This is a genomic window from Halobaculum marinum, assembly GCF_029338555.1.
Classification (GTDB): domain Archaea; phylum Halobacteriota; class Halobacteria; order Halobacteriales; family Haloferacaceae; genus Halobaculum; species Halobaculum marinum.
This window is the reverse complement of the sequence record NZ_CP119989.1, coordinates 330,096-342,957: the sequence shown is the minus strand read 5'-3', so window position 1 is coordinate 342,957 and position 12,862 is coordinate 330,096. Positions and strand designations below refer to the sequence as shown.

Genomic DNA, 12,862 nt, shown 5'->3' with positions numbered 1-12,862 from the left:
TTACGCTTCCTCTGCCTCGGCGTCCTCGTCGCCGGCGATGGCGTTCCGCTCGAGGACGTAGTCCTGCTCGATGTCGGCAGCGTACTCGGCCGTCTCGTACACCTTCGCGTAGCCGACGGTCTTGCGCATCCCGAACTTCGTGTCGAGTTCCTGGATGACGACTTCGTCGGAGCCCTTGTCGAGCTTGGCCGCGAGCGAGTCGCGAACCTGCAGACGCGCGGGCGTTGCTTCGTCGTGCTGCACCTCGAACCGGACGTCCGTCCGGTGGAGCATGGGGTTCTCCTCCTCGGAGATGATGTCGATGTCCATGGTTCAGTTGTCAGTCAATGGACCCGGCACCGGGAAAAGGACTTCGAAGCGCTCTGCACCGGCGTACGGTAGTGTCCGGCAGCCTCTGCCGCTCCGCTCGCGTGCTACTCGACGCCCAGCGCCGCCAGCGCCGCCGCGGTGTCGCCCTCCAACTTCCCGAGCAACTCGCGCGCCTCGCGCTTCGACGCCGCGGTCACGTCGACGAGCACCATCCCCTCGCCGGGTTGGCCGTACACGACGCTGGCTCCTTCGGGGGCGACGAGGAGCGCGGGGACGGTCGCCAGGTCCTCCTCCCCGGTGACGTAGATGACGACCGGGTCGGGGTCGGCGACCGCTTCGGCGAGCGCCTCCAGCATCGACGCCGAGAGCGTCGCGGGGTCGTTGGTCACCTCGATGCGACGGTCGTCGTCGGCGAGGACGGCGGCGATCTCGTCGCTCACGGCCTCGCGTTCGGTCTTCCCGTCGATGACGGCGACGTCGGGGTCGCGCCCGGCGACGCGGAGGTGGTAGGCGACGACGTCGCCGACGGCGACGATGGGGTCGCCGGCGTCGGAGAGCAGTCGCTCCGTGTCGGTGTAGACGGGACCCATGGGGTCTTTGAACGCGCCGCGGAGGTCGTCGGGGAGCGTGAGCAGCGACATTCGGTGACGGTGTGGCGTCGTGCTCGCGCGGTTACCGGACCTTCAGCGCGTAGCTGCCGGCCTGGCTCACGTTCATCTCCGGTGCGATCTCCGACTTCTCGGGGTGCGGGATGATGACGTAGCCGGCCCAGTCCTCCGTCAGCGAGGACGAGCCGCAGTTCTCGCACGTCTGGGCGTCGGGGTCGTTGACGAAGTGGCACTCGCGACAGGCGAGGCGGTCCTCCGCCATCAGTTACCCTCCGCGGGCGCCCCCTCGGCGCGACGGCGCACGTCGGCCTCCAGCCACTCGTGTTTGCCCAGTCCGGGCTGTTTCGCCGTGAGGCCGATCTTCGAGTCGCGCGGGTTGCGCTCGTCGATGGACTTCGTGACGACGCGGACGCGGACGGGGTCTTCGACGCCGAGCGTGTCGCTCGACTCTGTCGAGGCGAGCTGCTGGTTCTCCCCGTCGTACGCGAGGTACTCGTCGGAGATCTGTGAGACGTGCAGCAGGCCGTCCACGGGGCCGATGCCGACGAAGGCGCCGAACTCGACGACCTCCACGACGTTCCCGTCGACGACCTCCTGCATGTCCGGATCGAAGGTCACGGCGTCGAACTCCGCCTCGTAGTAGACGCCCGGTCTGTTCGGGAGGACGGCGCCGTCGCCGATGTCGTGGACTTCGATGACGCTGACTACGCTGCCGACGTCTTCGTCCATGCGTCCCTCCAACTTGTCCTGCAAGAGCTTGCGGACGCGGTCGCGGCTCACGTCCGCCAGATGCTCCGGCGGGACCTCGACCGTGTCCTTGAGTCGTACCCGTTTGTACATGCTATGGTTCTGTTACCGCGAGTGTGTTCGCGCCCCTTAAACCGATTACGCGTACGCCCCGAGCGAGGAGGCGCTCGCGCAGGGGGCGGTCGTTCGTGGTGACGTAGCCGTCGAACGGCGCCTCGGAATCGCCCGAGGCGAGTTCGACGACCGCGTCGTCTGCGTACTCCTCCGCCGTCGCGACGACCCGACACCGCTCCGCGAGGTCCCGGCCGACCGAGGCGGCCGTGGCTTCCTCGCCGGCGCCCGCCGCGAGCTTCTCCAGCTCGGCGACGACCGCCTCCGGAGTGACGAGGTCGGGGTCGTCCACGAGCCGGTCGAGCTCGTCGAACACGCGGACGCCGCACTCCACCGGCATCATCAGCGCGTTCGTATCGAGCACGACCGTCGTCACCCGGTTACTCCGTGAGGGTCCCGACGCCGATGAGACGCCAGCGGGCGCCCATGCGGCGGTTGATCGCGATCTTCGCTCCCTCGTCGGCGCACACCGGGCGCTTGAGGTTGACCTCGCACTCGCCCGAGCGGGCGCTCGTCACCGCGCCCACGGTGGTCGCGGTGCCGACGGTGAGCATCAGCGGTTCGCCGGTCGAGATCTCGTCGACCTCGCCCTCGCCGACGACGCGGTCGAGCAGTTCGACGTCCATCTCGAAGGCGTTGCGCGTCGGCGGGAGCGTGCCGGGTTCGCCGGCAACCTGCCCCGCGAGTGCGTCGCCCTTCGTCAGGCTCGGGTCCAGGCCGGTGCCGACGCCGAGCAGGCCGCCGGGGCCCACTTTCTCCTGCGACTGACCGCCCGCCTGCAGCGAGCGAACGGAGGTCTCGATCGAGTGGTACTCCGAGGAGCCGCCCTCCTCGACTTCGCGACCGGGACGGAGTTCGATCTCGTCGCCCTCCGACAGGGTGCCCTGCGCGAGCGACCCGCCGATCACGCCGCCGAGCAGGTCCTTCGCCTTCGTGCCCGGACGGTTGATGTCGAACGAGCGGGCGGTGTACATCTTCGGCGGGAGCGTCTCGTCGCGCTCGGGCGTGGGGATCTGCTCCTCCAGCGCCGCGATGACCAGGTCCACGTTGACGCCCTGCTGGGCGCTGACGGGGACGACCGGCGCGTCCTCGGCGACGGTGCCCTCGACGAACTCCTGGATCTGCTCGTAGTTCTCGCGGGCGCGCTCGTCGTCGACGAGGTCCACCTTGTTCTGGGCGATGACGATGTTCTCGATGCCGATGATGTCCAGCGCCATGAGGTGTTCCTCGGTCTGGGCCTGCGGAACGTCCTCGGTGGCGCTCACGACGAGCACGGCGCCGTCCATGATGGACGCGCCAGACAGCATCGTCGCCATCAGCGTCTCGTGGCCCGGGGCGTCGACGAACGAGACGGTCCGCATGACCTCGGTCTCGACGTCGTGCTCCGGGCACGTCTCCTCGACGGTGTAACACTCGGGCTCGTCGCACTCCGGGCACCGACGCAGCGTGGCGTCGGCGTAGCCCAGACGGATCGAGATCCCGCGCTTCATCTCCTCACTGTGCTGGTCGGTCCAGTCGCCCGACAACGCTTGCACTAGCGTCGTCTTTCCGTGGTCGACGTGACCGACGAGTCCGATGTTCACCTCCGGTTGTGTTTGCTCCGTCACCATGGGCCTCCGAGAGTAATCTCGTTGGAACTTCGCTTCGTGCGCCTGATAAAGGTGCTGTTCCCGGGATCGTGGTTCCGTGTGCGTGTCTGTGTGTTTCACGGCTCCGTCAGACGTGGGGGTCGCCGCCGCCGTGGCCGTCACTGTGGTCTCCGCGTCGCCGTGGTCGCCGTGGTCACCGTGGGTGTCGTCGCCGTCGCGGCACCCGCGTCGGCCGATCGACCCGCCGCACCCGCCCCGACGTACGCCCGCTCCCACCGCCGCGACACGGCTAAACACACCCGAGAACACGCGAAACCCGAACGAACGGGCTTATACGGCGTCGTCGTCAATCCCCGACAACTGACTATGACGTTCGAAGACCTCCCCACGACACCGCGGGCGGAGGAACTCCTGGACAAGGCGTTCTCCCGCGCCTCCCGGGCCGGCCGCGCGAAAGACGGCTGGGACGCCCAGGAGACGATGCTGATCACCGCCGCGAACATCCTCTCGGACAACCTCGCCAACGTCTCCACCTCGTGGCCCGACTTCGAGTTCGAGGTCGAGCCGTTCTACTACGAACTCGCCGACGCCGTCGTCAACGTGGACGAACTGCGCCAGGCGCTGTCGGAGGTGAACTGGGCGTCTCGTCAGATCGACGAGTTGCGCTCGGAGTACCAGGCGAAGATGCGCCGCTCGGGCGTCGAGACCGCGCGCAAGCACCGCAAGCAGGCGTTCGCCCGAATGGCGGACATCATCGACGAGATCTCCGATGACCTCCTGACGGTCGGCGAGGCCCGCGACGCGCTGAAGACGCTCCCCGACATCCGCCCCGACGAGCCCGCGATCGTCGTCGCCGGCTACCCCAACGTCGGGAAGTCCTCGTTCGTCAACCACGTGACGCGCGCCTCCAACGAGATCGCGTCGTACCCGTTCACGACGAAGGCCGTCCAGATCGGCCACTTCGAGCGCGACCGCATCCGCTACCAGATCATCGACACGCCGGGCATCCTCGACCGCCCGGAGGAGGAGCGCAACGGCATCGAGCGGCAGGCCGTCTCCGCGCTCACGCACCTCGCGGACGCCGTCGTGTTCGTGCTCGACGCCTCCGGCGACTGCGGCTACCCGCTGGAATCGCAACTCGAACTGCTCGCGGAGGTCGAAGAGCGCTTCGACGCCCCCGTGCTCGTCGTCTGCAACAAGAGCGACCGCTCGACCGACGTGGAGGCGGACGCGTACATGAGCGTCGCCGAGGAGGAGAACGTCGACGCGGTGCTCGACATGGCGGTCGAGGCCGTCGGCTTCGAGCCGGATCTGCCGACGCGCGGCGAGGACTGAGCGGCTACTCTGACTCGCGGAGTCGGTCGCCCGCCTCGTTCCCGTCGACCTCCCCCGCCTCGAACCGGCTGTCCGCGTCGAGGAGGCGGTCGATGCGACGCTCGAACTCCTCGTCTGATACCTCGCCGTCCGCGTAGCGCCGCTTGAGACGCTCAACCGGGTCAGCGTCGGCCTCACCGCTCGCCGTGTCAGCCGCGTCGTCGGTCCCGTCGGCCCGCCGGAGGCGGACCCACCGGCCGACGACCCACAGCGAGAACGCGGCGAGGATCGCGGCGGTGACGCGACCGGCGGTCGAGCCGGCGACCTCGCCGACGTACCACAGCGCGCCGACGATCACGATCACGTCGACGCCGAACGCGAGAAACAGTCCGAGCATCGTCCCGGTGACCAGCCGGGAGTCGTCGTCGCTCACGGCGTCGTGTCGCTCGCTGGATCACTTGGTGGTTCCGGGTGTGAGCCCCCGACTGCGGGGCCGGCTCACTCCAACTCGTACGTCACCGTCACCGACGCCGTGACGCTCACCTCTCCGGGCTCGAACGACGTGCTCGCGCCGGCGTCGGCGGCCGTCTCGTAGGCGACCCGCGAGTCGTACGGCTGGAACCCGGCCGAGCCGACCTGGATCGACAGCTCCGAGCCGACTCCGCGGTCGGCGGCGCCGGCGACCGTCTCGGCGGTCGCGCGGGCGTCGTTCACGGCGGCGGCGAGCGCCTCCTCGCGCAACTCGGCGCGGCGCTCGTCGCTCAGGGTGAACTGCACGGTCTGGATCGCGGTGGCGCCGTTGTCGACCGCGAGGTCGACGGCGCTCCCGGCGTCGTCGGGCGTCGTCTCGAACTGGAGGGCGTGGTACGCGCGGTACCCAACGAGTTCGCGCGTCTCGCCGGCGTAGTCGTACTCGGGGCTGAGCCGGAACGCGGTCGTCTCCGCCTCGTAGCCGGCGTCGGTCAGCGCCGACTGGAGTTCCTCGACCTGGGTGGCGACCTGCGAGCGCGCCTCGGCGGCGGTGTCGGCGCGTGCCTCGACGGCGACGCCGATCACGGCGAGGTCCGGGGAGGCGCTCACGGTGGCCGTGCCGCCGCTGGTGACGGTGGCCGCGGCGGTCGAACTGTTCGTCGTCTGTAACTGGCCTGGGGCGTTCGTCGCCGCACCGGCACAGCCCGCGAGTGCGAGCATGGCCGCGACGAGGAGCGCAGGGAGGACTCGTCTGTCCATGGACGAGAGACGCGCGCCCTGGGCTTTACCGTGCCGTAGGCGCAAACGCGGCTTTGTGTCTTCGCGGCGGTGGGGTGGCTCCGACGGTCAGCGGCGGTGAAGTCGGCGTCGCTGGTGTCGGTGTCGCTGGTGTCGGTGTCGCTGGTGTCGGCGTCGCTGGTGTCAGTGTCGGTGGAGTCGGTGTCGGTGGGTCGACGTGGGTGGTGGCGTCCCCGTTCGCCTCACGCGGCGCCGTCGACGGTCGTGCTCTCGACCGGGACGTACCGCACCGACACGTCGACCGTCGCCGGCTTCCCCACCCCGAACGGCGAGGCGGCGTCGTCGGCGAGTCGGCGGGCCAACTCGTCGGCGATCCGTGGCGGCGTCTCCCCCGGCGGGTGACCGACCGTCACCGTCACCGCGGTCGGCTGACGGAACGGGAACCCGCCGTAGGTGACCGCCACGTCCAACACGTATGCGTCACCGTCGAGCAGCGCGTCCGCCTCCGCTTGGGCGGCGCTCTCGAACTGCGCGCTCTCGACGGTCGCGACGGTGACACCGAGGAGCACGCCCGAGGCCAGCAGGATGCCGACGCCGAGCACGCCGACCCGTTTGATCGTCGTCGCGCGGGTCTCGTCGAGGCGCCAGAACCGCTCGGGGCGGTACCCCTTGTACCACAGCGTCGCCAGCGCCGCGAAGTTGATCGACACGAAGTTGACGAGCACGAGCAGCGCCGCACCCGACACCGCGACTGGTTCGCCCCACGCGAGGCCGATGCCGACGACCGCCGTCGGCGGCACCAGCGCCGCCGCGATCATCACGCCGACGAGCGCCGAGGAGACGCCCGACGACAGCGACAGTGCGCCCGCGACGCCCGCGCCGAGGGCGATGGGGAGCGAGAGCACGTCGGGCGCGAGGCGCTCGCGCACCTCCGCGATGGAGAACACCTCGCTCGCGGAGAAGGGGACGACCGACCCGTACCGCAGTATCGCTGCGAACCCCGCGGCGCTGGCGACCGCGAGCACGCCGCCGAGCAGTTGGAGTTTCACCCCCCGCTCGAACAGGTCGTCGTCGTCGAGGACGGTGCCGGCGCTGGCGGCCATCGCCGGGCCGATGAGCGGCGCGATGACCATCGACCCGACGACGACCGCGGCGGAGTCGAGCAGCAGTCCCGCGGTGGCGACGACCGCGCTGATGACGGTCATCGTGACGAACGTGGGGAACCGCGGCGCCATGTCGGTCGCCCGCGCGAGCAGTTCCTCGCGGGCGATCCGGTCGCCGTTGCCCTCGTCGCCGTTCTCGTATCGCTCTTCCAGCGCCTCGAAGCGCTTGGAGACGACCGTCTCGGCGTCGAGGACGACGGTGTAGGCGTCGCGTTCGAGGCCAGCCTCGCGCAACTCGGCGAGCACCGGTTCGACGGCTTCTGTCGGCAGCGGGAACGAGACGACGGCGGTGTACTCGCGACCGCTCGTCTCGTCGGAGAGCACGTAGTCGATACCCTCGTCGTCGAGCGTCGCGAGTACTGTCTCGCGTTTGCCCGCGGGAACCATCACCTGGACGAGTCGCACGGCTACACCTCACCCACGGGGGAGTTATAGCCGACGGAGCGACGAGCGGCGCCGGGTCGCGATCCGGTCGACTACTCCGGTGCGAGTCGTTGGAGCACCGGAATCTCGGTCAGTTTCTCCGCCGGGAGCGCGTCCCAGTCGACGCCGTCGGGTCGTGCGGGCGTCGGATCGTCGCCGTCGGCCGCACGGACCTCGGCGGTTCGGAGCGTCCGTTCGGGGGTACAGATCAGGTCGAGCGGCACGTCGTGGGCGTCCAACGCGACCGCCTCGTCGACGACCTGCAGCTCGTGGACCGTCGTCGCGACGGTCGTCTCTGCGTCCACCGCGCCCAACTCGGACAACACGGCGAACTCCAGGTCCGCGAACCCCTCGCCCTTCCCGACCCGGCCGCCGGCCTCGGTGACGGCGACGCTGCCGGAGACGATCAAGTCGACGTGGGGCACCTCGTCGGGGCCGACCGGGACGCCGTGTGTCGAGGACCCCGACACCGTCGTCGCGTCGTCGATGTCCGGCACCTCGTCGGGTGCGAGGCGGAGGAACGGGTGCTCCTCCCGCAGGCGGGGGACGGCCATGTAGACGGTCTTGCCCGCGCGGAGTGCGGCGCGGCGGACCGGCAACTGCGGGGCGTCCGGGTTCGCCTTGATCGTCTCTGCGTCCCGCCACGCCTCGGTCGCGGTGAGGCGGTCACACGCGGCGTCGGCGCCCGCGAAGTTCGGGATGCGGCCGTGGGGCGGGAACGGGAACCGCGCCTCGCCCGAGTCCTCCAGCGCGTCCCAGATCCGCTCGCGGAGGGGCTGTTTGTCCATGCCGACGGCTCGCCCGGCGGGGACTTGGGCGCGTCGCTGCCGGCGGGAGCGGACCCCTCGACCGACGCCGACCGTCCGTACCCGCGTCGCTTATCCGGCGCCGCGGTCCATCTCTCGCTATGACCTTCGAAGGGCGACCGAACCGTGACGCCGAGGTGGTGCTCGTCGGGCGCTCGAACGTCGGGAAGTCGACGCTGATGCGCGAGTTGACCGGCCACGACTTCACGACGGGGAAGAAGCCGGGCGTCACCCGGAAGCCGAACCACTTCGACTGGGCGCCGCAGTCGTTCATGTTCACCGACCTCCCCGGGTTCGGCTTCATGAGCGGTGTCGAGGAGGATCACCGCGAGGCGATCAAGACGGACGTGGTGCGCTACGTCGAGGACAACGCCGACTCCATCCTCGCCGGCATCCTCGTCGTCGACGGGAAGGCCGTGATCGACATCATCGACCGCCACAGCGAGGCGGGCGACATCCCGCACGACGTGGAGATGTTCAGCTTCCTCCAGGACGTGGACGTGAAACCGATCGTCGCGGTGAACAAGATGGACAAGGTGGACGACCGCGACGAGCGGCTGAACGCGCTGTGTGAGCGCCTGGGGCTGTACCCGCCGTGGCAGCAGTGGGACGACACCATCGCACCGATCACGGCGAAGAAGGGGAGCATCGAACCGTTGAACGAGGCGCTGCGCGACTGCTTCCGCGAGGCGAAGCGCGACGACCTGCTCCAGTTCGTGAAGTAGCCTCGGTCGGTTCGATCGGTTTCGTTGGGTTCGGCGGCTCCGATCTCCGCGTCCTCGAAAGCCCCCGGCGCCGTCGACGGCTGCGGCTCGCTGCGCGCCTCGCGCTCACGTCGTTCGCGCTACGGTGCTTGCGTCGCCTCGCTCGCCGACGGCGCCGGCCCCTTTCAGCCCCACCCACCGCTTCCGCACCGCCGCCACCTCCTCCCCAGCCGATTCGCTCCCTCGCTCACGGGTCGCTCCGCTCCCCGTTCGCGTTCGCGGTCTCGCAGGGCTCGACCGCGCATCGCTCGCTCCGCTCGCGGTTCGCTCATCCCTCGCGCGCTTCCGCCCGCGACGGAGCACGGGCGGCGCGCGCCACCGCAACCGCCACTGCCACAACCACCGCCACCGCAACTGCGACCGGGAGGCCGTCGGAGTACGAGCGTTTTTACCCGAGAACGCCGCACCCACCCACAACGATGGCCAGCGCCGACGCCGACGCGGACGAGCGGGAAGCGGGCGACAGCGACGTGTTCCCCGTCCCGGCGCTCCGCGAGCGCGCTACGGCCTGCGCCGAGCGCCTGTGCGAGGCCGACGAGTTCCTCCTGTGCTCGCACATCGACGCCGACGGCCTCACCAGCGCCGCCGTCGCCACGTCGGCGTTCGAGCGCGCCGGCTTCGACTTCGAGACGGCGTTCTTCAAGCAGCTCGACGCCGACGCCGTCGCCTCTATCGCCGCCACCGACTACGACGTGGTCTGCTTCACCGACTTCGGGAGCGGCCAACTCGACGTGATCGCACCCCACGAGGATGCGGGCGACTTCGTCCCCGTCATCGCGGACCACCACCAGCCCGCGGACGCGGAGACGGAGTTCCACCTGAACCCGCTCCTCGAAGGGCTCGACGGCGCCAGCGAACTGTCCGGCGCGGGCGCCGCCTACCTCCTCGCGCGGGCGCTCGGCGACGCGACGGGGACCGACAACCGCGACCTCGCCGCGCTCGCCGTGGTCGGTGCGGTCGGCGACATGCAGGACGGCGAGGGGGGCCTCTCGGGCGCCAACGAGGGCCTCGTCGCCGACGCCGTCGCCGCCGACGCGCTCGAGGAGGTGACCGACCTCGCGCTGTACGGTCGCCAGACCCGTCCGCTCCCCAAACTGCTTGAGTACGCCAGCGAGGCGCGCATCCCGGGCATCTCCAACGACCAGGCCGGCGCCATCGAGTTCCTCTCGGACCTGGACGTGCCGATGAAGACCGGCGACGACGAGTGGCGCCGGTGGGTCGACCTCACGGCCGACGAGCGCCGCACCGTCGCGAGCGCGCTCATCCGCCGGGCGGTGTCCTCGGGCGTCCCCAGCGAGCGCGTCGACTCGCTGGTCGGGACGACGTACGTGCTCGCCGACGAGGAACCCGGGACGGAACTCCGCGACGTGAGCGAGTTCTCCACGCTCCTCAACGCGACCGCCCGCTACGAGCGCGCCGACGTGGGGCTCGCGGTGTGTCTCGGCGACCGCGGTGCGGCGCTGGAGCGCGCGCGCACCCTCCTGCGCAACCACCGCCGGAACCTCTCTGAGGGGCTCCAGTGGGTGACGAACGAGGGCGTCGAGCGGATGGACAACCTCCAGTGGTTCGACGCCGGCACGCGCATCCGCGAGACCATCGTCGGCATCGTCGCGGGGATGGCCGTCGGCGCCGACGGCGTCTCCGCGCGCAAGCCCATCGTCGCCTTCGCCGACAAGGGCGACGGCGAGACGAAGGTGTCCGCCAGGGGGAGCGGTTTCCTCGTGCGCGAGGGCCTGGACCTCTCGGCGGTGATGCGCGAGGCGAGTCGGTCCGTCGGCGGCGACGGCGGCGGGCACGACGTGGCCGCGGGGGCGACCATCCCGGCGGACCAGCGGGAGGCGTTCCTCGCGGCGGTCGACGAACTCGTCGGCGAACAACTAGCTGGCGACGAGTGAACGGTCGCGTCCGGCAGTCGGCCGGCGAGAGTCCTTACGCCGACTCCGAGGCCGACGACTTGCTCATGTCGCGGAACAGCATCCGGTAGTCGTCCGGGGAGAAGGCGTCCGCGAGGTCGTCCAGTTCCGACTGGAGCGTCTCGATGTTCGAGAGGAGGTCCTCGTACTCGGGCGACGAGCGGAGTTCGGCGGGCGTCCGCTCGGCCTCCAGTACGGCGCGTTTCGTCACGAGCGAGGCGGTCTGCTGGAGGGTGTCGTCGTACTCTGCGCGGGTGCCGAGGCGTTCGACCGCCGACTGGATGTCGTCGCGGGTCGCCGGCTTCACGAGGTACAGGTCGAACCCCATCTCGACGATGTCGACGTCCGGTTCGACCGCCGTCACCATCGCGACGCGGCAGTCGAGGTCGCGCTCGCGGATCTCCGCGAGGATCTCCGCGCCGGACGTGTCCGGCAGGCGTCGGTCCAACAGCACCGCGTCGGTCGCGTCGTCGACGAGGTCGAGCGCCTCCTCGCCGGTGTTCGCGACAGTCACGTCGTAGTCACCGGCGAGGTAGCCGCGGTACAACTCGGCTACCTCTGGTTCGTCCTCGACGATGAGCACGTGCCGTGTCACGACGACCGCCCCCGCACGCGCTTGACCCCGCGGTCAGTCATGTTGGTGACGCGGATGTGTTCCTGCTTAAAACTATCGCACGCTGGCACCGAATCGCGCCCACTCGACGGGCTGGATCGGCGTTCGACCCGCCCGATCCCCGCTCAGACACGCGCCCACGGCGCAACCGTTTTCATATGTGAGGACGCCGACTAGCGATATGGTAGACACGGTTCCGACCGGCGTCGACGGCCTCGACTCGATCCTCAACGGGGGGCTCGTCGAGCACGCGACGGTGTTGGTGAGCGGGAATCCGGGGACGGGGAAGTCCCTCTTCGGCATCCAGTACCTGTACGACGGCGTCACCGACCACGACGAGCACGGCATCTACATCTCCTTCGAGGAGAATGAGGAGGACATCCGGCAGGCGGCCGAGTCGATCGGCTTCGACCGCTGGGGCGACCTCGTCGACGAGGGTGCGATCAAGGTGTACGACAAACAGCACATGCTCCGCGAGGGGGACTTCTCGTCGGCGCTCGAGACGCTCCTCGAAGACTTCGCGAACACCTCCTACGACAGACTCGTGCTCGACTCGCTGACGATGTTCTCGCTGTTCTTCGAGGACGAGAAGGAGAAGCGGACGTACCTCCTGAAGTTCTCCGACATCCTGAAGCAGAACGGCCTCACCTCGCTGCTCATCAACGAGCAGGGGGCGGTGTTCCCCGAGACGGAGATCGGGTTAGAGAACTTCCTCACCGACGGGAACATCTACTTCATCCAGACGCCGACGGACTCGGGCGTCAACCGCTACGTGTGGGTCGCCAAGATGCGCAAACAGGACATCGACACCGACATCTTCCCGATGGAGATCGGGGAGGGCGGGATCAAAGTGTACGAGCGGGCGGGCGGCTTCTCGATGATGGGGCGCGACAGCCCCGACGGCGGCTTCTGAGCGCGGCGACGCTCAGCCGTCGGTCATCGTCCGCCACACGTCGTCGAGTTTGTTCTTCACCTCAGAGCGCTCCTCCAACTCGACAGTCAGGCCGTCGCGGAAGGTGACGTTCACGCCGTCGACGCAGCGACGGTACACCTTGATCCGTCGGTGTTCGTCCGACAGCGGTCGGTCGTGGAGCTCCAGTAGCTCGGTACTCTCCAACTCGTTGATCCGCCGGTAACAGGTGGCGATCGGTACCCCGAGTTGGTCCGAGAGTTCCTGTGCCGACTTCGGTTCGCCCGCCGCGTCGAGGATCTCGGGGTTGTACTTGTTCCCGAGCACCTCGATGATCTCCTCGTCGTCCCCGGCCATAGCTCTCAGTAGTGATTTTGATACTC

At 69.4% G+C, this 12,862-nt stretch carries 16 protein-coding genes; 4 read left to right on the top strand and 12 right to left on the bottom strand.

The annotated features are described in order from the left end of the window. From P0R32_RS01865 to P0R32_RS01840, 6 genes are all read right to left on the bottom strand, one after another. On the bottom strand, window positions 1–309 hold the full coding sequence (locus P0R32_RS01865) for a 30S ribosomal protein S24e (RefSeq protein ID WP_276238228.1): 309 nt from the start codon (window positions 307–309) through the stop codon (window positions 1–3). A gap of 104 nt (window positions 310–413) precedes the next feature. Beyond that, window positions 414–944 (bottom strand): GTP-dependent dephospho-CoA kinase family protein, encoded by a 531-nt coding sequence (locus tag P0R32_RS01860; protein ID WP_276239443.1) that lies wholly within the window; start codon window positions 942–944, stop codon window positions 414–416. A gap of 37 nt (window positions 945–981) precedes the next feature. After that, complete coding sequence (gene spt4, locus P0R32_RS01855) at window positions 982–1,179, bottom strand: transcription elongation factor subunit Spt4 (protein ID WP_276238227.1); 198 nt, start codon at window positions 1,177–1,179, stop codon at window positions 982–984. Next, the gene (locus tag P0R32_RS01850; protein ID WP_276238226.1) at window positions 1,179–1,757 is read right to left on the bottom strand and encodes a DNA-directed RNA polymerase; all 579 of its coding nucleotides are present in this window, start codon (window positions 1,755–1,757) and stop codon (window positions 1,179–1,181) included. Before P0R32_RS01850 ends, spt4 begins: the two co-directional genes overlap by 1 nt. 1 nt (window position 1,758) lies before the next feature. Next, window positions 1,759–2,118 (bottom strand): type II toxin-antitoxin system VapC family toxin, encoded by a 360-nt coding sequence (locus P0R32_RS01845; protein WP_276239442.1) that lies wholly within the window; start codon window positions 2,116–2,118, stop codon window positions 1,759–1,761. Window positions 2,119–2,155: 37 nt separating this feature from the next. Further along, entirely contained in the window at window positions 2,156–3,385 is a 1,230-nt protein-coding gene (locus tag P0R32_RS01840) for a translation initiation factor IF-2 subunit gamma (protein WP_276238225.1), read from the bottom strand. Window positions 3,386–3,730: 345 nt separating this feature from the next. Here P0R32_RS01840 and P0R32_RS01835 point away from each other — a divergent pair, with 345 nt between their 5' ends. Next, complete coding sequence (locus P0R32_RS01835) at window positions 3,731–4,699, top strand: NOG1 family protein (protein WP_276238223.1); 969 nt, start codon at window positions 3,731–3,733, stop codon at window positions 4,697–4,699. 4 nt (window positions 4,700–4,703) lie between these two features. Here P0R32_RS01835 and P0R32_RS01830 read toward each other — a convergent pair whose 3' ends face one another. From P0R32_RS01830 to P0R32_RS01815, 4 genes are all read right to left on the bottom strand, one after another. Further along, window positions 4,704–5,111 (bottom strand): SHOCT domain-containing protein, encoded by a 408-nt coding sequence (locus P0R32_RS01830; RefSeq protein ID WP_276238222.1) that lies wholly within the window; start codon window positions 5,109–5,111, stop codon window positions 4,704–4,706. Between the two features lie 65 nt (window positions 5,112–5,176). Beyond that, window positions 5,177–5,908, bottom strand: a complete 732-nt coding sequence (locus P0R32_RS01825) for an SIMPL domain-containing protein (protein ID WP_276238221.1) — start codon at window positions 5,906–5,908, stop codon at window positions 5,177–5,179. A gap of 221 nt (window positions 5,909–6,129) precedes the next feature. Further along, the gene (locus tag P0R32_RS01820; RefSeq protein ID WP_276238220.1) at window positions 6,130–7,455 is read right to left on the bottom strand and encodes a TIGR00341 family protein; all 1,326 of its coding nucleotides are present in this window, start codon (window positions 7,453–7,455) and stop codon (window positions 6,130–6,132) included. 71 nt (window positions 7,456–7,526) lie between these two features. Further along, window positions 7,527–8,261: a 5-formyltetrahydrofolate cyclo-ligase gene (locus P0R32_RS01815; protein ID WP_276238219.1), complete on the bottom strand. Its 735-nt coding sequence runs from the start codon at window positions 8,259–8,261 to the stop codon at window positions 7,527–7,529. A 119-nt stretch (window positions 8,262–8,380) separates the two neighbouring features. Between P0R32_RS01815 and engB the strand changes: the two genes are divergently transcribed. Together engB and recJ are read left to right on the top strand one after the other, a co-directional pair. Beyond that, window positions 8,381–9,004 (top strand): GTP-binding protein EngB, encoded by a 624-nt coding sequence (gene engB / locus P0R32_RS01810; protein WP_276238218.1) that lies wholly within the window; start codon window positions 8,381–8,383, stop codon window positions 9,002–9,004. A gap of 458 nt (window positions 9,005–9,462) precedes the next feature. Beyond that, complete coding sequence (gene recJ / locus P0R32_RS01805; protein ID WP_276238217.1) at window positions 9,463–10,938, top strand: RecJ family nuclease; 1,476 nt, start codon at window positions 9,463–9,465, stop codon at window positions 10,936–10,938. Window positions 10,939–10,972: 34 nt separating this feature from the next. On the opposite strand, the gene P0R32_RS01800 is transcribed toward recJ, so the two are convergent. Next, window positions 10,973–11,551 carry a HalX domain-containing protein gene (locus tag P0R32_RS01800; RefSeq protein WP_276238216.1) on the bottom strand — a complete coding sequence of 193 codons (579 nt, stop codon included), beginning with the start codon at window positions 11,549–11,551 and terminating at the stop codon, window positions 10,973–10,975. A 199-nt stretch (window positions 11,552–11,750) separates the two neighbouring features. Between P0R32_RS01800 and P0R32_RS01795 the strand changes: the two genes are divergently transcribed. Further along, complete coding sequence (locus P0R32_RS01795) at window positions 11,751–12,482, top strand: RAD55 family ATPase (protein WP_276238215.1); 732 nt, start codon at window positions 11,751–11,753, stop codon at window positions 12,480–12,482. A 12-nt stretch (window positions 12,483–12,494) separates the two neighbouring features. Here the strand turns inward: P0R32_RS01795 and P0R32_RS01790 are convergent, their stop codons facing one another. Further along, window positions 12,495–12,836, bottom strand: a complete 342-nt coding sequence (locus P0R32_RS01790) for a helix-turn-helix domain-containing protein (protein ID WP_276238214.1) — start codon at window positions 12,834–12,836, stop codon at window positions 12,495–12,497. Between the last annotated feature and the right edge of the window lie 26 nt (window positions 12,837–12,862).

Coding starts and splice junctions, on each gene's coding strand:
- P0R32_RS01795 (WP_276238215.1), top strand. CDS start 11,751: ATGGTAGACACGGTTCCGACCGGCGTCGACGGCCTCGACTCGATCCTC.
- spt4 (WP_276238227.1), bottom strand. CDS start 1,179: ATGGCGGAGGACCGCCTCGCCTGTCGCGAGTGCCACTTCGTCAACGAC.
- P0R32_RS01790 (WP_276238214.1), bottom strand. CDS start 12,836: ATGGCCGGGGACGACGAGGAGATCATCGAGGTGCTCGGGAACAAGTAC.
- P0R32_RS01845 (WP_276239442.1), bottom strand. CDS start 2,118: ATGATGCCGGTGGAGTGCGGCGTCCGCGTGTTCGACGAGCTCGACCGG.
- P0R32_RS01825 (WP_276238221.1), bottom strand. CDS start 5,908: ATGGACAGACGAGTCCTCCCTGCGCTCCTCGTCGCGGCCATGCTCGCA.
- P0R32_RS01835 (WP_276238223.1), top strand. CDS start 3,731: ATGACGTTCGAAGACCTCCCCACGACACCGCGGGCGGAGGAACTCCTG.
- P0R32_RS01850 (WP_276238226.1), bottom strand. CDS start 1,757: ATGTACAAACGGGTACGACTCAAGGACACGGTCGAGGTCCCGCCGGAG.
- P0R32_RS01840 (WP_276238225.1), bottom strand. CDS start 3,385: ATGGTGACGGAGCAAACACAACCGGAGGTGAACATCGGACTCGTCGGT.
- P0R32_RS01865 (WP_276238228.1), bottom strand. CDS start 309: ATGGACATCGACATCATCTCCGAGGAGGAGAACCCCATGCTCCACCGG.
- recJ (WP_276238217.1), top strand. CDS start 9,463: ATGGCCAGCGCCGACGCCGACGCGGACGAGCGGGAAGCGGGCGACAGC.
- P0R32_RS01815 (WP_276238219.1), bottom strand. CDS start 8,261: ATGGACAAACAGCCCCTCCGCGAGCGGATCTGGGACGCGCTGGAGGAC.
- engB (WP_276238218.1), top strand. CDS start 8,381: ATGACCTTCGAAGGGCGACCGAACCGTGACGCCGAGGTGGTGCTCGTC.